Origin of the sequence: Corynebacterium urealyticum DSM 7109, assembly GCF_000069945.1 — a bacterium.
GTDB classification, from domain to species: domain Bacteria; phylum Actinomycetota; class Actinomycetes; order Mycobacteriales; family Mycobacteriaceae; genus Corynebacterium; species Corynebacterium urealyticum.
On the sequence record NC_010545.1, the window covers coordinates 1,013,331 to 1,032,141 of the forward strand.

The following is an 18,811-nucleotide window of genomic DNA, read 5'->3' on the forward strand; positions in this document are numbered from 1 at the left end:
AGGCTAAGCATCATGATTACCCGCATGTCCTCCCTCTTCCTGCACACGCTGCGTGACGATCCAGCCGATGCAGAACTCGCCAGCCACAAGCTGCTTGTCCGCGCTGGCTATATCCGCCGCGTCGCACCGGGCGTGTACTCCTGGCTGCCCATGGGCCTCCGCGTGCTGCGCAAGGTCGAAAACGTTGTCCGCCGCGAAATGGACGCCATCGGTGGCCAGGAGCTGATGTTCCCCGCGCTGCTGCCGAAGGAGCCCTACGAGGTCACCCGGCGCTGGGACGAATACGGTCCCGAGCTCTTCCGCCTCAAGGACCGCAAGGAGGCGGACTACCTACTCGGTCCCACCCACGAGGAGCTGTTCACCTGGCTCGTCAAGGGGGAGCTGAACTCCTATAAGGATTTCCCGAAGGTTCTCTACCAAATCCAGACCAAGTATCGCGATGAGGCCCGCCCGCGCGCTGGCATCCTGCGCGGCCGTGAGTTCGTCATGAAGGACTCCTACTCCTTCAACATGACCGACGAAGGCCTGGATGAGTCCTACCGCTTGCACCGCAAGGCCTACCAGCGGATCTTCGACGCCCTCGGCATCGAGTACGTCATTTGCTACGCGACCTCTGGCGCGATGGGTGGTTCGGCCTCCGAGGAGTTCCTGGCGGTGGCCGCGGACGGCGAGGATACCTTCGTTCGCTCCACGGAGTCCGACTACGCCGCCAACGTGGAAGCTGTCGTCTCCATTCCGCCGGCTGAGGAGTCGGTCGAGGACAAGCCGGAGGCAGTAAGCCACGAGAGCCCTGGAGCCGACACCATCGAGACCCTCGTGGAGTGGGCCAACGAGGCGGGCCTGACCGTCGACGGGGCTCCGGTGACGGCGAAGGACACCCTCAAGTGCATCGTGTGCAAGGTCACCCGCCCAGGCGAGGATGAGGACGGTAACCCGTACGCCCCTGAGCTCACCGGAGTGCTCGTGCCGGGCGACCGCGAGGTCGACATGAAGCGTCTCGAAGCCTCCCTGGAGCCGGCCGTCGTCGAACTGGCCGATGATGAGGATTTCAAAAAGTACCCCTTCCTCGTCAAGGGCTTCGTTGGCCCCCGCACGTTCGCGGATAACGACCTGCGCATGCTCGCCGATCCCCGTGTGGTCAAGGGCACCGCCTGGATCACTGGCGCGGATGAGAAGGATCGTCACTACTCCAACCTCGTCGCGGGCCGCGACTTCACCCCGGATGGTTATGTTGAGGCCGCCGAGGTTCGGGAGGGCGACCCTTCCCCGGATGGCAAGGGCGTGCTCACCCTGTCCCGTGGCATCGAGATCGGCCACATCTTCCAGCTGGGCCGGAAGTACACCGAGGCCTTCGACGTCCAGATCTTGGACGAGAACGGCCGCCGAACCGTCCCGACGATGGGTTCCTACGGCATCGGCGTCTCCCGACTGCTGGCCGTGGTGGCCGAGCAGATGCACGACGAGAAGGGCCTGCGCTGGCCGCGCAGCATCGCCCCCTACGACGTCCACGTGGTCATCGCCAACAAGGACGAAGCCGCGGGCGAGGCTGCCCGCGAGCTCGCCGAGGCGCTGTCGGACGCGGGCCTGGAGGTGCTCTTCGACGATCGCCCGAAGGTCTCCCCGGGCGTGAAGTTCAAGGACTCCGAGCTGCTGGGCATGCCACAGGTCGTGGTCGTTGGGCGCGGCTTCGCCGAGGGCAAGGTCGAGCTGCGAGATCGTCTGAACGACGAGCGTTCCGAGATCGACTACGCGGACGCCGTCGACGTCATCACGAAGGCAGCCCGGGCCTAAGAACCTGCCCCACGCCAGCGGGGTAGGCGTGGGGCAACCGGTGGGGGTGAGCTCAGCGGATTACGCAGAGAGATAAGGGGGCGTTGCTAGTCCCCACCTCGCAGGACCACTGCTTCGGGCCCAAGCCCCTGGGCCAACTCCAGCTGGCCCTGGGCACGGCTCAGTGCTGCGCACGCCTGCGCCAGAGCCACCCGCAGCGGCCCGGTCTCGGCGCGGCCAGCGAGCAAGCGTAGCTGGGAAAGCGGGGCGGCGAGTGCGGCGTGCAGGAAAGCGGGGGCCTCCTTGGCGCTCGTGGGGGCCCTGGTCGCCTTCGATACGCCGAAGCCGGCAGGGGGCTCGTAGGCGCCTTCTGCGTCCTCGGGCTTCTCGGCGCTGTCGTCTGCGGCGGGTGTGATCATCGCGGTGACGACGTCGCGGGCCAGTCGGGCACCATCTCCGGCGGCTGCCAGTTGCTTGCGTGCGGAGCCGTCGTCGGCCGCTAGCGCGACCCCGGCGGCCTGGATCGCCCCGTAGACGGAGTCCAGGGTGTCCTTCAGATCCTCACCGAGAGCCTTCGTGTTCCCGCGGCCCACGACCTCAGGATCATCGAGCAGCTCGGCGATATCCTCGCGCTGTGGCGCACCGGCGACGGGCGCGGTTGCGCCGTAGAGGCCCACCAGCAGCTGAGTCTGGAACTCTTGTCGGGTCACGGTGCGGCCTTCGGAGTCCTTCTCGTGGGCATCCGCGTTGGGCAACTCCGGGCTTTCGATGGCGCCCAGCAGCTCGCGCTGGATTCCGGCGAAGAGCTGTTTGCGCTTAGCTGCGGAATCGGTGCCTTTATCGTCGTCGGCGGTCCGGGCCTTCGCAGCGGTGGACGACGCGGTGCCGGACGTGGGGGAATCACCGCTGCCGCCACCGTCTGCGTCCTCGAAACTGCACTGCGGGTCCCGCTGGCCTTCATCGTCGGTACCGCACTGGCGCAGGAATTCTTTCTCGAGAACTCCGATCTGGCGGCGGATGAACTCCGCTTCCTCAGCGTCGGCCCGATCCAGAGCCGAGCGCATCACCGCTCCGATTGAGCGCAGCTGCTCATTGGGCTCGAAGCCACCGCGCACACGGTTAAGCGCCTCGGAGGCCTCGTCGATGCCACAGGCCGAGAGCAGGCCCGTCGCGAGCACCGCCCCCAGCCCCGCGACCCCCGCTTTGAGCACGCCACGCCGAGTGAGGGCTGGGGCGGCGCTAGAGCGCTCGGGGAGGTGGAGGCTTTGATTCTGAGGAGAGTCCGGATTCACAGCCACTATGGTGCCACACATTCCGCTGGGCACCGCACCGGCGGGTAGGGTGCAAGGCATGGCAACCCCTCTTGATGAAAAGCTCCGCGCACTGGCCGCCGACGAGGCGATGAAGTGTGGCCTTGATGTGGAAAAATTAACCTTTACCCGGGCCGGGGCGAAGTCCAGCGTGAAGATCGCCGTGGACGCGGACGAACGCCCGGACCTCGACCTGCTCGAGGAAGCCTCCCAGCTGATTGGTGCTGCTTTTGATGCGGCCGAGGAAGCACAGCAGATTGACCTCGGGCCGAGCTACACCCTCGAGGTGACGACCCCTGGGCTGGACTTCCCGCTGCGAGAGGCTCGCAACTTCCAGCGCAACATTGGCCGCCTCGCCAACCTGCCGGGAGGGGGCAAGGGGCGCATCGCGGCCGTCGAGAATGACGAGGTCGCGATCCTGCCCGCAGCCAAGAAGAAGGCCGGGAAGAAGTCCCAGGGCAAGAAGGCGGGGAAGAAGACCCCGCAGGCACCGGTGCAGATTTACCCGCGTGCTGAGCTAGCCGGGTCCACCATCGAGGTTGAATTCTCACCCGCGCCAGCAGCCGAGCAGGAATTACTCGGATTGACCATGGCCGAGTACCATGAGCTCGCGAAGAGTGACGAAGCCTAAGCGACAAGAAGTCGATGAGGAGTACAAGTGAATATTGATCTTGCTACGCTGCGCGCCATCGAGCGGCAGGAGGGCGTGCCGGTCGACGAGCTGATCCACGCCATCGCCAACGGTCTGAAGGAGGCCTACCGCAACCAGAGCGCCTTCGCCGGCGAGGTGGACGTCCAGATTGACCCCACCTCTGGTGCAGTGGCGATCTACCAGGTGGAGCGCGACGAGGAGGGCAACGTCACCGGCCGGTTGGACGAGACCCCGGAGAACTTCGACCGCACCACGGCGCTGGCGATGCGCGAGGCGATCCGCCGCCGGATCGGGGGAGCTCGAGTCCAGCAGCGCTACGACGAATATTCGTCGATCCGCCACACCATCGTCTCTGGCGTGGTCACCCGTGACGCACGGGCAAACGAGCGCGGCATCACCGTGGTCCACATCGGTACCGAGGCTGACGGCATCGATGGCCAGATCCTCCCCGCCGAGCACATCCCGGGTGAGGTGCTCAAGCACGGTACCCGCGTAAAGGCTTTCGTCACGGACGTCATCAAGCACGCTGACCGTAACGTGCAGATCAGCCTGTCCCGCACTCACCCTGAGCTCGTTCGCGGCCTGTTTGAACTTGAGGTTCCGGAAGTCGCCGACGGCTCCGTGGAGATCATGTCCATCGCCCGCGAGGCAGGCCACCGTACGAAGATCGCGGTTCGCGCCACGATCAAGGGGCTCAACGCCAAGGGGGCCTGCATCGGCCCGCGTGGCCAGCGTGTATCGGCCATCATGGCTGAGCTTGGCGGCGAAAAGATCGACATCATCGACTACTCGGATGATCCGGCGCAGTACGTGGGCAATGCGCTCTCGCCCTCGAAGTACGTTTCCTCGACTGTGATCGACGCAGAGCAGCAGATCGCTCGCGTGGTTGTTCCGGATTATCAGCTCTCGCTGGCGATCGGCAGGGAGGGGCAGAATGTGCGTCTCGCCGCTCGCCTCACCTGCTGGAAGATCGACATTAAGTCTGACGCTGAGCAGGGAGAGTAGTCGGTCGATGACGCTGAGTCAGAAGAATTAGCGTCGCTTAACTTCGATGTTGTGGCGCTGGGGTGGCCTCACCGGACACGGTGGGGCCAAAATTCTTTGGGGGATGTGGCAATGGGGGATCATCGTGGGCAACCACCACAACGCTGAAACGGGGTGGGTTAACCTCCAGCAGGCTTTTCACGTAGACTGGGGGCTGGTCAACGTGCTGGACCATGCATTTGTGCTGCTCGAGAGAAAGTGAGCTTGTGGACGACCGAGCGATAAGTGAAGGCTCGTACGCCGAATCGGCTGCGGACCCTGCGCTCGCGCGGAAGAACACGGCGCACGTCGCACTGCGTACGTGCATCGCCACCCGAAAGGTGAAGCCCACGACCGAGCTTCTACGGTGCGTAGCCCAGTACAGCGACGACGGGACAACCCGCATCGTGCCGGATCTTCACGGCCGGCTCCCGGGCCGCGGCGCGTGGCTTAGCCCCACCGCAGAGGCCCTCGAGCAGGCCATCGAACAACGGCGATTCCACCGCGCCCTGCGATTGGGATCGGTGACGCCGGACTTCGACGAGTTATGGGCGGTGCTGGGGCGCGAGGGTTCACGAGAACATTGACCCGCCGCGTTGAACGTTCCATGGACAGTTAACGATTTATCAGTTGACGGAGCCCGACATGTTTGAAAGCACTCTGAACTGATGAGCGCACGATGAAGCGGCATCAGCGATGAACCAGAAACGTTAAAGGGAGCCGGACGTAGCCTTTCCGCATAAGGCCACCGGCTCCGAGATATCGAAGGAGAGTAGTGGCCGGAAAGCTACGTGTACACGAGCTTGCGAAGAAGCTCGGTGTGACCAGCAAGGAACTCCTTGCAACCCTGAAGGAACAGGGAGAATTCGTTAAGACAGCCTCCTCCACCGTGGAGCCCCCTGTCGTCAAGAAGATGAAGCAGTTCTACGGCGTCGCGCAGGAGTCCAAGCCGACGACGCCGCCGTCCCCGCTGGCGCAGGCTGGCAGTGTTCCGGACAGCACCCAGCGTGGTCCGAAGCCAGGTGCCAAGCCTGCGGCGAAGCCGGAGGCTGCACCGAAGCCGGGTACCGCGGCAGCCAAGCCAAGCGCGAAGCCAAGCCCTGCCGCTGCAGCGAAGGCTGCACCGGCCGCGAAGGCGACCCCGACCCCGGCTGAGGCTGCGCCAAAGCCGGGCCAGGCTGCAGCGAAGCCTGCAGCAAAGCCGGGCCAGAAGCCAGCTCGCGCCGCAGGCAAGCCGGGCCCGAAGCCGGGTCCGAAGCCGGGCGCGCGCCCGCAGCGGGTTGCTAATAACCCGTTCTCCTCCACCACCGAGCGCCCACCGCGCCCGCGTGGCGGAGCCACCCCTGGCGACATGCCTCGCCCAGGCGGCACCCGTGGCGGCGCCGGCCGTGGCCAGGCACCACGCCCGGGCGCTCGCCCGGCCCAGGGTCAGGGCCGTGGCCAGGGCACCGCGAAGCCGGGGGCAGCACGCCAGGGCGGCGGCCGTCGTCCATCCCCGGCGATGATGCCAGCCACCCCGAGCCCGGGTCAGATGCCCGCCAAGTCTGCCGCCGGTTTCGGTGGCGGTCGTGGCCGTGGCGGTCGCCCAGGCGGCCCAGGCGGTCCGGGTGGCCCGGGTGGTCCGGGGCCACGCGGCGGTCGCGGCGGACGTCGTGGCGGCACCGCAGGCGCATTCGGCCGTCCAGGCGGCCCACCGCGCCGCGGCCGCAAGTCGAAGCGTCAGAAGCGCAACGAGTACGAGGCAATGCAGGCACCGAAGGTCGTGGGCGGCGTTAAGCTGCCGAGCGGCAACGGTGAGAAGATTCGCCTCGCCCGTGGTGCGTCCCTGGCCGATTTCGCGGACAAGATCAACGCTGACGCAGCAGCACTGGTGCAGGCGCTGTTCAACCTCGGTGAGATGGTCACCGCCACCCAGTCCGTTTCCGACGAAACCCTGCAGCTGCTGGGCGATGAGATGGATTACAAGGTCGAGGTCGTCTCCCCAGAGGACGAGGACCGCGAGCTGCTCGAGTCCTTCGACCTGCAGTTCGGTGAGGACGAAGGCGACGACGAAGATCTCGCCCAGCGTCCGCCGGTCGTCACCGTCATGGGTCACGTCGACCACGGTAAGACCCGCCTGCTGGACACGATCCGTAAGGAGAATGTGGGCTCCGGCGAGGCCGGCGGCATCACCCAGCACATCGGTGCTTACCAGGTCAGCGTGAACATGGAGGGCGTCGAGCGCCCGGTCACCTTCCTGGATACCCCGGGTCACGAGGCCTTTACGGCGATGCGTGCCCGTGGTGCGAAGTCCACCGATATCGCGATTCTCGTCGTCGCTGCTGACGATGGCGTGATGCCACAGACCGTCGAGGCGATCAACCACGCCAAGGCGGCGGAGGTGCCGGTCGTGGTCGCAGTGAATAAGATCGATAAGCCGACCGCACAGCCGGACAAGATCCGTGGCCAGCTCACCGAGTACGGCCTGGTGCCGGAGGAGTACGGCGGCGACACGATGTTCGTCGACATCTCTGCGAAGCAGGGCCAGAACATCGATCAGCTGCTGGAGGCCGTCCTGCTGACCGCGGACGCGTCCCTGGATCTGCGCGCTAACCCGGACATGGACGCCCAGGGTATCGCCATTGAGGCGCACCTCGACCGTGGCCGCGGCCCGGTCGCGACGATCATCGTCCAGCGCGGTACCCTGCGCGTCGGCGACTCCATCGTCGTCGGCGATGCTTACGGTCGCGTGCGTCGCATGATCGACGAGCACGGCAACGACGTCCAGGAGGCTGGCCCATCCCGCCCGGTCCAGGTTCTCGGCCTGACGAGCGTGTCCGGTGCCGGCGATAACCTCCTGGTTGTCGACGAGGACCGCACGGCCCGCCAGATCGCGGACCGCCGCGACGCCCGCCGTCGTAACGCGCTGGCAGCCCGTTCCCGCAAGCGCGTGTCCCTGGAGGACCTGGACGAGGTGCTCAAGGAGACGAGCACGCTCAACCTCATCCTCAAGGGCGACAACGCCGGTACCGTCGAGGCACTGGAAGACGCCCTGCTGAAGATCGAGGTCGACGACGAGGTCGCGCTGAACATCATCGACCGTGGTGTCGGTGCTGTCACCGAGACCAACGTCCACCTGGCTGCGGCCTCCGACGCCGTGATCATCGGCTTCAACGTCCGCTCCGAGGGCAAGGCCACCGAGGCGGCCAACGCCGAGGGCGTGGACATCCGCTACTACTCGATCATCTACAAGGCGATCGAGGAGATCGAGGCTGCCCTCAAGGGCATGCTCAAGCCGATCTACGAGGAGAAGGAGATCGGTACCGCGGAGATCCGCCAGATCTTCAAGGCTTCTGCCGTCGGCCTCATCGCAGGCTGCATGGTGGAGACCGGCAAGGTCCGCCGCAACGCCAAGGTTCGCCTTGTCCGCGATGGCAAGGTCATCTCCGAGGACGCGACGATCGACTCGCTGCGCCGGGAGAAGGACGACGTCACCGAGGTCTCGCACGGTTACGAGTGCGGTATGGTGCTGTCCTACCCGAACATCGAGGTCGGCGACCGGATCGAGGCCTACGAAATGGTCGAGGTCCCTCGCGACTAACTGGTCAACACCGGTTGGCTAAGCTGGGCGATTGCTAGCCCGCCGCAATCCCGGAAACGGGGGCGGCGGGGCAGCGCCCGGCTTTTGCCGTTTTTACATCACTACCCGGCGGGACCGTGAAGGCCCCGCCCGAAAAGGAGTGCCACATCATGGCTGATAATGCTCGCGCCGCGCGCATGGCCAAGCGCATCCAACAGATCGTCGCCGTCGCCATCGAGCGGGAGATCAAGGACCCACGCCTGGAGTACGTGACCATCACGGACACCCGGATGACCGGCGACCTGCACGACGCCAGCGTGTTCTACACCGTCCGTGGCGCATCCATCGACGAGGAGCCGGATGTTCCGCTGGCTGCCGCCGCGCTGGAGAGCGCCAAGGGCCAGCTCCGAAAGATCGTGGGCGACCAGCTCAGCGTCCGCTTCACGCCGACCCTGAGCTTCGTGCACGACACCGTCCCGGAGGCGTCCGCTCACATGGAGAAGCTGCTCGCCGAGGCTCGCGCGAAGGACGAGGCCGTGCGTGCCCAGGCTGCCCAGGCCAAGCCCGCGGGCGAGGCCAACCCCTATAAGGAGCGCAACTAGCGCTGCCTGCGCAGCCCCAGCGCCCTGACCGGGTGCCGGGTGCGCGCGGAAGAAAATTCGCCGAGAAGATGATCTGAAGGAAAGCCACGGTGCAGGAGCCCACAACGCTGCGGGAGTTCGAGGACGTCGGAACCCGAAAGATCCTCGCGCTGGCCTGGCCGGCGCTCATCGTGCTGGCAGCCACTCCGCTGTACCTGCTGCTGGACACCGCCGTCGTCGGGCGCCTGGGGGCGACCTCCCTGGCTGGACTCGCGACGGGTGCGGTGGTGCTGAGCACCGTCACCACGCAGCTGACCTTTCTTTCCTACGGCACCACGGCCCGCGCCGCGCGGCACTTCGGGGCAGGGCGCACCACCGATGCTGTCTACGAGGGCATTCAGGCCTCCTGGATCGCACTCGGCGTTGGGGCGGTGCTCGCGGTGGGCCTGTTCTTTTTCTCCCCGACCATTTCCCTTGCCTTATCCGGAGACGCCGAGGTGGCGGCCGAGGCCACCAACTGGCTTAAAGTCACCAGCCTGTCGGTGATTCCCGCGCTGTTCATCATGGCGGGTAACGGCTGGCTGCGGGGACTGTCCAACACGCGGCTCCCGCTCTATTCCACGCTGGCCGGGGTCATCCCCATGGCTGTGACTGTCCCACTGGCCGTACGCCGCTGGGGGCTTGTGGGATCCGCGATCGCGAACGTCGCCGGTGAGCTGATCATCGCCGCGTGTTTCCTGGGGGCGTTGGTGTTTCACTGGCGCAAGTTCGGGGATCACCGCTCGATGCGCCCCAACGGGAGGGTGATCCGCACGCAGCTGGCGATGGGGCGTGACCTCATCGCCCGGTCTCTGTCCTTCCAAGCGGCATTCCTTTCCGCAGCGGCGGTGGCCGGGCGGATCGGAGCCCCGGCGCTGGCCGCTCACCAGATTCTGCTGCAACTGTGGAACCTCGTGTCTCTGCTGCTGGATAGCGTCGCGATTGCTGCCCAAGCCTTGGTGGGGGCCGCCTTGGGCGCTGGTTCGGCGCGAGCGGCCCGCTCCGTGGCACGCCAGGTGTTGAAGTTTTCGCTGGGGGCTTCGGTGGTGCTGGCGGTCTTCTTCGGGTTGGGATCGCGGGCTGTTCCCCAGCTCTTTACGGCCGATGCCCCCGTGCTCGATCAGATTGGTGGACCGTGGTGGGTCTTCGTTTCCATCATCGTGATCGGCGGAGCCGTCTTCGCACTGGACGGGGTGCTGCTGGGAGCCGCGGACGTGGCATTCCTGCGCAATGCTAGCATCGCGGCGGCTGTCATCGGCTTCATTCCACTGGTCTGGCTGAGCCTCGCTTTCGACGTCGGCCTGATCGGGGTATGGGCAGGGTTGGCTGCTTTCATGCTGATCCGTTTCGGCGCGGTTCTGTGGCGCTACCGCGGTGACGCCTGGACGGTGAGCGCTGATCAGCGGGAGGAGCGAGGCACCCAGGGCGCCACGGCAGCCTAGGGGAGGGGAGAGAGGCCCAAGCGGCTGACCTTGCTCTTTCTTGAAGCCACGGTGAGGCAACGTAGGGTTGAGTTTTCTAGGAACTTTCCTCGGCAATATGATTTAAGCGTGGCTGGATGACGATAAAGTCGCGGGCCGGATAACGACGGACGATGAAGGTGGTGGGCATGCAGGGCGCAGATGATTCGCTGGCAGCGCAGCTCGCCTACACCGCCGCCGTCGCCGGCGGTGCGGGGGAGGAAGAGACCCGGGGTGCGGTGACTCTGTGGGCTGTCAGCGACCTGCACGTGGGTGCGCGCGGCAACCGCGATCTCGTTGTCGACCTGGTGCGGCCCCGCAACCCCGAGGACTGGCTGATCGTGGCAGGCGACGTCGCCGAAGACCTGGACGTGGTGATCGACGTGCTGGCCGAGCTTCGGCAGCGCTTCGCCAAGGTGATCTACGCGCCCGGGAACCATGAGCTCTACGCCCGTGCAGGGCACGGGCCGGTGGGAAAAGCGAAATACGAGGAGCTCATCCGTCGTTGCCGGCGCATTGGGATCTACACTCCGGAGGATCCGTACCAACAGTTCGCTGGGCACACCATCGTCCCCCTGTTCACTCTCTACGATCACTCCTGGCGCGATCTGACCGACACCCCGGAGGAAGCGATTGCCAAGGCGCACGCGCAAGGTCTGGTCTTGAGTGATTACTACATGATCCGGCCTTTCGTGGATCTCCCGCTGTGGTGCCGGGAGCGCCTGGCCTATTCGGTGCGCCGCCTGGGGCAGGTCACTGGCCCCACCGTGCTCGTGAACCACTGGCCCTTGGCGCAGGAATCCTTGCGGCGCGTGCGATACCCCGAGATCGGGCTGTTCTCCGGCACCCGGCACACCCAGCAGTGGGGTAGGCGTTATCGCGCGGCAGCTGTCATTCACGGGCATCTTCACATACCTTTAGGTGTTGAAGTTGATGGTGTGCCTCATGTGGAAGTTTCCCTGGGCTATCCGAGGGAACGGAAGCGCAGCTTGCCCCCGCGGCAAAAGCTTGAGTTGTGGCCCTATCCAGTCATCCGCGTCCCGCACACATCTGGTCCACAAGCTGGTTTCGAGGAAAGGCGAGGAGGGAAGTAGGCAATGTGGAATGACGTTGTGATCTCATCGCATCAGACGGAGCCGATTCAGGCCTACGACCACCAGTTCCAGCGGGTGCCCTCCCTGCTCCAACCCGGGCGCCTGCTGAGCGGGGTGCGGTGCGTCGAGTACCACTCCTCGGCCGAAAACCTGCGCAACTACCACGGTCTTCCCGTCGTGGAGCAGGAGCTCGTCGCCACCGCGGTGGACCGTCGCAAGGCCGAATTCGGGGACTCCCGGTGGTGTGCCCACCGCGCGATGGAGCAGTTCATCCCGGACCAACCGATTCTTCGTGGCCTCCGGGGGATGCCGGAGTTTCCCGCCCCGGTTGTCGGCTCGATGACGCACACCACCGGCTACCGGGCGGCCGTGGTGGGGCGCGCCAGCCGCTGGAGTTCCTTAGGCATCGACGCCGAGCCGCTCACTCCGCTCCCGGAGGGAGTGTTCGCAACGATCGCGAGCCCGGAGGAGCGTGCAGGCCTGCGGCGACTGTCCCGCCGCCTGGGCCGCGGCCACGATGCCCAGGGATCCCTGGGAGTGGTGCTCTTCTCCGCGAAGGAGGCGGTGTACAAGGCCTGGTACCCGCTGACCCAGCAGTTCCTGGACTTCGACCAGGCACGCATCGAACTCCGCGAGGACGGGAGCTTTAAGGCCCGGTTGCTCGTCGGGAACGCTCCGGTTCCCGCCATTGAGGGCCTGTGGTCAGCAGCTGAAGGCTACGCGCTGACGATGGCGGGCGTGCGCGCCTAAACCAACCCGTGGGGGCGGGCGACGAACTCGCTGGCCGCACGCCGACCCTTCTCCTTAATCAGCGCGATCGCGTGGCCCTGCGGATCCACAGCAGCGTGAACCCCCTTCAACCCGATTGGCTCCAGCCACTTACCCAGGGCTAGGTTCGCTGCCTGCTCTTCGGTGATCGGCCGGGTGGGGAAGCAGACCTGCATTGCAGTATCGAGGCTCAAGCTCAGCTCCGGGGTGTCGGCAAGTTCGTCGAGGGTGACGGCCTCAGCGATATCGAACGGCCCCACGCTGGTGCGGCGCAGCGCGGTGAGATAACCGCCCAACCCTAGTGCCTCGCCGACGTCGCGGGCGATGGCGCGGATATACGTCCCGGAGCTGCAGTGGACGCTGACATCGACCAGCCAGCGAGGTCCCTCGGCGGTCTCTTCGCGACGGACATCGGAGAAGCTCAACGAGTGGATGGTGATCGGGCGAGGGGGAATGTCGACCTCCTTGCCCTCCCGAACCAGCTCGTGGGCTCGGCGTCCGTTGATCTTGATGGATGACACGGAGGTCGGCCGCTGCATGATCTCCCCTTGGAAATCCGCGAAGATCTCGCCGAGCCGTGCCGTCATTGCCTCGACGGTGAACGCGTCGATCTCTGCTGGGTCCGCGGTTTGCAGCACCTCACCTTCGACGTCGTCGGTGACGGTGCTCGCCCCGAAGGCCATCGTTGCCTCGTAACGCTTATCGTGCGTGACGACGTGGGCGAGGAATTTGGTACCCCGTTCGATGCCCAGCATCAGCACACCGGTGGCCATGGGGTCCAGAGTCCCGGAGTGGCCAACCTTCTTGGTGCCCATGATCCGGCGAACTTTCGCAACCATGTCGTGGCTGCTCGCGCCAGCGGGCTTGTCCAGGATGATCAAACCGGAACGGTCGAGCAGGCTAGGCGGCTGCGTCGGCCGATCGGCGGCAGGGGCCACCTCGTCGCCAGAGCGCTGGGTGTTTTCGGAAGGGGAGTGCTTATGAGCCATGGCGCCAGTCTATGGGTTAAGATCCCCAACGTGAGTATCTGGTACGGGCTTGATCGTGTTCCCCACAACCTTGAAGGTGCAGCCGTGACAATCGGCGTGTTCGACGGCGTGCACCGCGGGCACCAAGAACTGATTAACCGAGCTGTGGCTAAGGCCAAGGAGCTCGGCGTCCCCGCAGTGATGTTTACCTTCGATCCACACCCGACCGTGGTCTTCCAGCCGGAATCCGTTCCGAAGTTGCTGGGCACGGTGGAGGAGCGCGCGCAGCTGGCGATGGATCTCGGGATTGACCACGTCGTCGTTCAGGCCTTCACCCCGGAGATCGCCTCCTGGTCCCCAGAGGAATACATCGACCGGGCGTTGCTCGACACCTTGCGGGCCAAGCATGTCGTGGTGGGGGAGAACTTCACCTTCGGCCACAAAGCCTCCGGTACCCCCGACACGCTCCGGGAGGTCTCCCAAAACCGGGACTTCACGGTGGATGTGGTTCCGCTGCTTTCTGAAGACAACCACACGGTCTGCTCCACCTGGATCCGGCAGCGCATCGCCGAGGGGGATATGACGGCCGCAGCGGAGGCGTTGGGCCGTCCGTTTTCCGTGGAGGGCGTGGTGACCCACGGCGCAGGCCGGGGTGGCCGCGCGCTGGGTTTCCCGACCGCGAACCTGTACTTCCCGGATATCTATGCGCTGCCTTCCGATGGGGTGTACGCCGGTTACCTGGAGATCCTGCCGAACCAGGCGGAGCTGTCCCACCAGAGGCTGAGCGACAAGGTTGGCACCATGCCGGTGGGGGCCAAGCTTCCTGCGGCGATCTCCGTGGGTACGAACCCGACCTTCGGCCACGAGCCGCGTAGCGTCGAGTCCTTCGTCCTCGACCATGAGGCCGACCTTTATGATTTCGAGGTCCGCGTCAGCTTCGTCTCCCGAATCCGTGGCCAGGAGAAATACGACTCCCTCGACGAGCTCATCGCAGCCATCGACCGCGATGTGGCAGCCACCCGTAAGGCTGTGCTAGGGTAACTCGGTCAGCGACTGCGGTTCGCGGTAGTCGCGCGGATTGCCCTCGGGCAGTCTTTAAGAATCTTTAGCGCGGACTGAAATAACAAGGAGTTATCCATGGCACTGTCCAAGGACGAGAAGGCAGCAACTCTCAAGGAGTTCGGCCTGCACGAGACCGACACCGGTTCCCCGGAGGCGCAGGTTGCTCTGCTGAGCGCCCGCATCAACCAGCTCACCGAGCACCTGAAGGATCACAAGCACGATCACCACTCCCGCCGTGGTCTGCTGCTGCTGGTCGGTCGCCGCAAGGGTCTGCTGAAGTACCTGGCTTCCACCGATATCGAGCGCTACCGCTCCCTGATCGAGCGTCTGGGCCTGCGTCGCTAAGAGCGATCGCGTCCGGAGGCGGTTTCCGCCTCCGGGGCTGTCAGTAGCTTTCCAACCCCGTCCGCGTGTCACATGCGGGCGGGGTTTTTGCTGCGCGCGTGCTAGGCTCGTCGGTGAAATATTGACCAACCTCTAAGCGCCCCTTCGGCACCGATGATCTGAAGACTGCGACGGGCGCTTTTCTGATGAAAGGCCGTGGCACACACGCTATGAGCTCCAAGAAAAACAATCTCCCTAAGAACGTCTCCGTTGAGATGGTCGACCCGGATGCAGGGATCTGGGAAGCAACCGCAACCATCGACAACGGGGACTTTGGTTCCCGCACCCTCCGCTTCGAGACCGGCCTGCTGGCACGCCAGGCGGACGGGGCCGTCACCGCGTACCTGGACGAGGACACGATCCTGCTGTCCACGACGACGGCCTCCCGTTCCCCGCGCGAGGGCATCGACTTCTTCCCGCTGACCGTTGACGTCGAGGAGCGCATGTACTCCGCCGGCCGCATCCCGGGCAGCTTCTTCCGCCGCGAGGGTCGCCCGGGTACGGACGCTATCCTCGCCGCTCGCCTCATCGACCGCCCGCTGCGTCCGACCTTTGTCAAGGGCCTGCGCAACGAGGTGCAGGTCGTCATCACCGTGATGTCCATTGACCCGAACGAGATGTACGACGTCCTTGCCATCAACGGCGCGTCCGCATCCACCCAGCTCTCCGGCCTGCCGGTGTCCAGCTCGGTCGGTGGCGTGCGCATGGCGCTGGTCGTGGATGAGGAGCACCCGGAGGGCCAGTGGGTTGCCTTCCCGACGCGTGAGCAGGTTTCCCAGTCCGTCTTTGAGCTGGTCGTCGCCGGTCGCGTGACCGAGCCGGCGAAGGGTGGCCGGGGCAAGAAGTCCCAGCCGAACGTCGCTGTCATGATGGTCGAGGCAGGCGCCACCGACAATGTCGTCGAGCGCATCGCGGAGGGCGCGCCGGCACCGACCGAGGCCGTGGTCGCCGAGGGTATCGAGGCCGCCAAGCCTTTCATCGCCACCCTGTGCGCCGCTCAGGACGCGCTGCGCGACGCGGTGGACACCGAGTCTCGCGAGTTCGAGCTCTTCCCGCCGTTCGATGAGGATGTTTACTCCGCCGTTGAGGCCGAGTGCGATGCGGATGTCGCGCAGATTATGACGATCGCCGATAAGCAGGAGCGCGACGAGTCCCTCGCGGAGAACATGCAGGAGACCGTTGATGCCCTGATCGAGCAGTTCCCGGAGCGAGAGTCCGAGATCCGTGCGGCTCACAATGACCTGACCCGCACCATCGTGCGCCAGCGCATCTTGGAGGACGGCTTCCGCATCGACGGCCGCGATCACACCTCGATTCGCGACTTGGGCATCGTGGTGCAGCTGCTGCCGCGTGCCCACGGCTCCGCACTCTTCGAGCGTGGCGAGACCCAGATCCTCGGCGTGACCACCTTGGACACCCTGAAGATGGAGCAGACCATCGATTCCCTGGGGCCGGAGACCTCCAAGCGCTACATCCACCACTACAACTTCCCGCCGTACTCCACCGGCGAGACCGGCCGCGTCGGCAGCCCGAAGCGCCGCGAAATCGGCCACGGTGCTCTGGCTGAGCGCGCCCTGACCCCGGTGCTGCCGTCTCGCGAGGAGTTCCCGTACACCATCCGCCAGGTCTCCGAGGCTCTCGGTTCGAATGGTTCGACCTCCATGGGCTCCGTGTGCGCCTCTACGCTCTCGCTGTACAACGCCGGCGTCCCACTGAAGGCGCCAGTGGCGGGTATCGCGATGGGCCTGGTCTCCGGCCTCGTCGATGGCAAGGAGAAGTTCGTCAGCCTCACCGACATCCTCGGTGCGGAGGACGCCTTCGGTGACATGGACTTCAAGGTCGCCGGCACCTCCGAGTACGTCACCGCCCTGCAGCTGGACACCAAGCTCGACGGCCTGCCTTCTGAGGTGCTGGCTTCCGCGCTTGGCCAGGCGCGCAGCGCCCGCCTCGAGATCCTGCAGCTGATGGAAGACGCCATCGACGCGCCGGACCAGATGAGCGAGCTGGCGCCACGCATCACGAAGATCTCCATCCCGCAGAACAAGATTGGTGAGGTCATCGGCCCGAAGGGCAAGACCATCAACCAGATCACCGAGGAGACCGGCGCTAACATCTCCATCGAGGACGACGGCACCGTGTTCGTCTCCGCCGTGGGCGGCGAGGCCGCGGAGGCCGCGATCGAGAAGATCAACGCGATCGCCAACCCGCAGCAGCCGAAGGTCGGGGACCGCTTCCTTGGCACGGTTGTGAAGACCACCGCTTTCGGTGCCTTCATCTCCCTGCTGCCGGGGCGCGACGGTCTGCTGCACATCTCGAATATCGGCGGCGACCGCCGGATCGAGAAGGTTGAGGACGAGCTCAACGTCGGCGATAAGATCCAGGTCGAGATCGCTGATATCGACAACCGGGGCAAGATCTCCCTGGTTCCGGTCGACGAGGACTAAGCGGTTAGGCGCTAGAAGCGGGCACCACATCACACGGTGCCCGCTTCGTCTTATTAGTCTTGATATCAGCAATGCCCGGCCACTGGTCGGGGCTTAATAGAAACTATTGCCAAGCATGCTTCGGCAGGAAGGAAAGTTCATGATCCGCGTAGGAGTACTTGGCGCCAAGGGGCGCGTCGGCACCACCATCGTCGCTGAGGTCGAACAGAATCCGAACCTGGAGCTCTCGGCCGCCCTGGACCACGGCGATGATCTGCAGGAGCTTGTGGATGCCAAGACCGACGTGGTCGTGGACTTCACCCAGCCGGACTCGGTGATGAGCAACGTGGAGTTCTGCATCCGCAACGGCATCCACGCGGTCATCGGCACCACCGGCTGGACCGAGGAGCGCTATGAGACGGTCCGCAGCCTGCTGCAGGACTCCCCGAAGGTCGGTGTGCTGGTGGCCCCGAACTTCGCCATCTCCGCGGTGCTGACGATGAAGTTCGCAGAGATCGCCGCACCATTCTTCGAGTCCGCCGAGGTTATCGAGTTCCACCACCCAAATAAGCTTGACGCTCCTTCCGGCACCGCCGTACACACCGCCGAGGGGATCGCGCGGGCTCGCCGTGAGGCAGGGCTCGAAGAGCAGCCGGACGCCACCGCCCAGTCCCTCGACGGCGCCCGAGGCAGCGACGTCCAGGGGGTGCCCGTTCACGCGGTGCGCATGACCGGCATGGTGGCACACGAGGAGGTGATCTTCGGTACCCGCGGGCAGTCGCTGACCATCCGTCAGGACTCTTATGACCGCGAGTCCTTCGTGCCGGGGGTCGTCATCGGTGTTGAAAAGATCGCCGACAACCCGGGGCTGACGATTGGCCTCGAGAAGTTCCTGGGGCTGGACTAGGGGTCGGGCGACGGAGAACGCTATGGCAACACCGGTGGAACTCGACGTCCAGCTCATCGGGCATACCCAATTCCACGCACCGGCGGATATCGACTGGGAAACGGATACCGATGGCCCGTCCGCGCTTCTCGAATTCGCTGGGCGCGCGTGCTACGAGACTTGGGATAAACCCAACCCGCACACCGCAACGAATGCCGCCTACCTCCGCCACATCATGGACGTGGGCCACCTCGCGGTATTGGAGCACTCCAGCGCCACGATGTACTTGCGCGGCGTGTCTCGCTCCTGTGCCCACGAGGTCATGCGGCACCGGATGTTCTCCTTCAGCCAGCTTTCCCAGCGCTACGTCCCGGATGACGAGGCACGGGTCATTGTGCCGCGCAGCGTGCAGGATAACCCTGACCTGGAGAAGCTCTTTCTCCAGGCGGCAGACGTCGCGCACGGCGCCTACACCGAAATCCTGGATAGCCTCAACGAGGAGCTCGATGAGGGAGCAAGCGCGAGGGTGAACGCTGCGCTTCGGGCCAAGCAAGCCCGGCAAGCGGCACGCGCTGTCCTGCCGAACGCGGCGGAGACCCGGTTCGTCATGTCCGGCAACTTCCGCAGCTGGCGACATTTCATCGCCATGCGGGCGACCGAGCACGCCGACCCGGAGATTCGCCGGGTGGCGATTGCATGCCTCGTTGAGCTCCAGTCGATCGCCCCGGAGGTGTTCGAGGACTTCTCGATCACCGAGCTGCGGGATAAGACCCAGATCGCGACAAGCCCCTACGTGAGCGATATCTAGTTCGCGGCGCTGGAGTCGTCGGAA

Annotated in this window: 16 protein-coding genes; 14 read left to right on the forward strand and 2 right to left on the reverse strand. The window is 65.3% G+C overall.

What is annotated here, in order from left to right:
- Positions 1 to 12 precede the first annotated feature (12 nt).
- Complete coding sequence (locus tag CU_RS04240) at positions 13 to 1,791, forward strand: proline--tRNA ligase (protein WP_012360094.1); 1,779 nt, start codon at positions 13 to 15, stop codon at positions 1,789 to 1,791.
- Positions 1,792 to 1,877: 86 nt separating this feature from the next.
- Here CU_RS04240 and CU_RS04245 read toward each other — a convergent pair whose 3' ends face one another.
- Positions 1,878 to 3,062 (reverse strand): hypothetical protein, encoded by a 1,185-nt coding sequence (locus CU_RS04245; protein WP_231837758.1) that lies wholly within the window; start codon positions 3,060 to 3,062, stop codon positions 1,878 to 1,880.
- Positions 3,063 to 3,120: 58 nt separating this feature from the next.
- Between CU_RS04245 and rimP the strand changes: the two genes are divergently transcribed.
- The 8 genes from rimP to CU_RS04290 all read left to right on the forward strand — a co-directional run bounded on the left by rimP (position 3,121) and on the right by CU_RS04290 (position 12,238).
- The gene (gene rimP, locus CU_RS04250) at positions 3,121 to 3,711 is read left to right on the forward strand and encodes a ribosome maturation factor RimP (RefSeq protein WP_012360095.1); all 591 of its coding nucleotides are present in this window, start codon (positions 3,121 to 3,123) and stop codon (positions 3,709 to 3,711) included.
- 27 nt (positions 3,712 to 3,738) lie between these two features.
- A complete protein-coding gene (nusA, locus tag CU_RS04255; RefSeq protein ID WP_012360097.1) occupies positions 3,739 to 4,737 on the forward strand; it encodes a transcription termination factor NusA in 999 nt (332 codons plus the stop codon).
- 212 nt (positions 4,738 to 4,949) lie between these two features.
- Positions 4,950 to 5,342, forward strand: coding sequence for a YlxR family protein (locus CU_RS04265; RefSeq protein ID WP_231837759.1), 393 nt, complete (start codon positions 4,950 to 4,952; stop codon positions 5,340 to 5,342).
- Between the two features lie 188 nt (positions 5,343 to 5,530).
- Positions 5,531 to 8,335 carry a translation initiation factor IF-2 gene (gene infB / locus CU_RS04270; protein ID WP_012360100.1) on the forward strand — a complete coding sequence of 935 codons (2,805 nt, stop codon included), beginning with the start codon at positions 5,531 to 5,533 and terminating at the stop codon, positions 8,333 to 8,335.
- Positions 8,336 to 8,484: 149 nt separating this feature from the next.
- Positions 8,485 to 8,916, forward strand: coding sequence for a 30S ribosome-binding factor RbfA (gene rbfA / locus CU_RS04275; RefSeq protein ID WP_012360101.1), 432 nt, complete (start codon positions 8,485 to 8,487; stop codon positions 8,914 to 8,916).
- Between the two features lie 89 nt (positions 8,917 to 9,005).
- Positions 9,006 to 10,376, forward strand: a complete 1,371-nt coding sequence (locus CU_RS04280; protein ID WP_012360102.1) for an MATE family efflux transporter — start codon at positions 9,006 to 9,008, stop codon at positions 10,374 to 10,376.
- A 167-nt stretch (positions 10,377 to 10,543) separates the two neighbouring features.
- Positions 10,544 to 11,488 carry a metallophosphoesterase family protein gene (locus CU_RS04285; RefSeq protein ID WP_012360103.1) on the forward strand — a complete coding sequence of 315 codons (945 nt, stop codon included), beginning with the start codon at positions 10,544 to 10,546 and terminating at the stop codon, positions 11,486 to 11,488.
- Positions 11,489 to 11,491: 3 nt separating this feature from the next.
- Positions 11,492 to 12,238: a 4'-phosphopantetheinyl transferase family protein gene (locus CU_RS04290; RefSeq protein WP_012360104.1), complete on the forward strand. Its 747-nt coding sequence runs from the start codon at positions 11,492 to 11,494 to the stop codon at positions 12,236 to 12,238.
- Here CU_RS04290 and truB read toward each other — a convergent pair.
- Positions 12,235 to 13,245: a tRNA pseudouridine(55) synthase TruB gene (gene truB / locus CU_RS04295; RefSeq protein WP_012360106.1), complete on the reverse strand. Its 1,011-nt coding sequence runs from the start codon at positions 13,243 to 13,245 to the stop codon at positions 12,235 to 12,237. The two genes, CU_RS04290 and truB, sit on opposite strands and share 4 nt — an antisense overlap.
- Here truB and CU_RS04300 point away from each other — a divergent pair.
- The 5 genes from CU_RS04300 (at position 13,237) to thyX (ending at position 18,787) form a co-directional block, all read left to right on the forward strand.
- On the forward strand, positions 13,237 to 14,265 hold the full coding sequence (locus CU_RS04300; RefSeq protein WP_012360105.1) for a bifunctional riboflavin kinase/FAD synthetase: 1,029 nt from the start codon (positions 13,237 to 13,239) through the stop codon (positions 14,263 to 14,265). The genes truB and CU_RS04300 overlap by 9 nt on opposite strands.
- Before the next feature lie 96 nt (positions 14,266 to 14,361).
- Entirely contained in the window at positions 14,362 to 14,631 is a 270-nt protein-coding gene (rpsO, locus tag CU_RS04305) for a 30S ribosomal protein S15 (RefSeq protein ID WP_012360107.1), read from the forward strand.
- A 209-nt stretch (positions 14,632 to 14,840) separates the two neighbouring features.
- The gene (locus CU_RS04310; protein ID WP_173362310.1) at positions 14,841 to 17,114 is read left to right on the forward strand and encodes a polyribonucleotide nucleotidyltransferase; all 2,274 of its coding nucleotides are present in this window, start codon (positions 14,841 to 14,843) and stop codon (positions 17,112 to 17,114) included.
- Between the two features lie 139 nt (positions 17,115 to 17,253).
- Positions 17,254 to 18,000, forward strand: coding sequence for a 4-hydroxy-tetrahydrodipicolinate reductase (gene dapB, locus CU_RS04315; RefSeq protein WP_012360109.1), 747 nt, complete (start codon positions 17,254 to 17,256; stop codon positions 17,998 to 18,000).
- Between the two features lie 22 nt (positions 18,001 to 18,022).
- Positions 18,023 to 18,787 (forward strand): FAD-dependent thymidylate synthase, encoded by a 765-nt coding sequence (gene thyX, locus CU_RS04320; protein ID WP_012360110.1) that lies wholly within the window; start codon positions 18,023 to 18,025, stop codon positions 18,785 to 18,787.
- Positions 18,788 to 18,811: the final 24 nt, after the last annotated feature.

Coding starts and splice junctions, on each gene's coding strand:
- dapB (WP_012360109.1), top strand. CDS start 17,254: ATGATCCGCGTAGGAGTACTTGGCGCCAAGGGGCGCGTCGGCACCACC.
- rimP (WP_012360095.1), top strand. CDS start 3,121: ATGGCAACCCCTCTTGATGAAAAGCTCCGCGCACTGGCCGCCGACGAG.
- CU_RS04310 (WP_173362310.1), top strand. CDS start 14,841: ATGAGCTCCAAGAAAAACAATCTCCCTAAGAACGTCTCCGTTGAGATG.
- rbfA (WP_012360101.1), top strand. CDS start 8,485: ATGGCTGATAATGCTCGCGCCGCGCGCATGGCCAAGCGCATCCAACAG.
- CU_RS04285 (WP_012360103.1), top strand. CDS start 10,544: ATGCAGGGCGCAGATGATTCGCTGGCAGCGCAGCTCGCCTACACCGCC.
- CU_RS04265 (WP_231837759.1), top strand. CDS start 4,950: ATGCATTTGTGCTGCTCGAGAGAAAGTGAGCTTGTGGACGACCGAGCG.
- CU_RS04300 (WP_012360105.1), top strand. CDS start 13,237: ATGAGCCATGGCGCCAGTCTATGGGTTAAGATCCCCAACGTGAGTATC.
- rpsO (WP_012360107.1), top strand. CDS start 14,362: ATGGCACTGTCCAAGGACGAGAAGGCAGCAACTCTCAAGGAGTTCGGC.
- truB (WP_012360106.1), bottom strand. CDS start 13,245: ATGGCTCATAAGCACTCCCCTTCCGAAAACACCCAGCGCTCTGGCGAC.
- CU_RS04240 (WP_012360094.1), top strand. CDS start 13: ATGATTACCCGCATGTCCTCCCTCTTCCTGCACACGCTGCGTGACGAT.
- CU_RS04290 (WP_012360104.1), top strand. CDS start 11,492: ATGTGGAATGACGTTGTGATCTCATCGCATCAGACGGAGCCGATTCAG.
- thyX (WP_012360110.1), top strand. CDS start 18,023: ATGGCAACACCGGTGGAACTCGACGTCCAGCTCATCGGGCATACCCAA.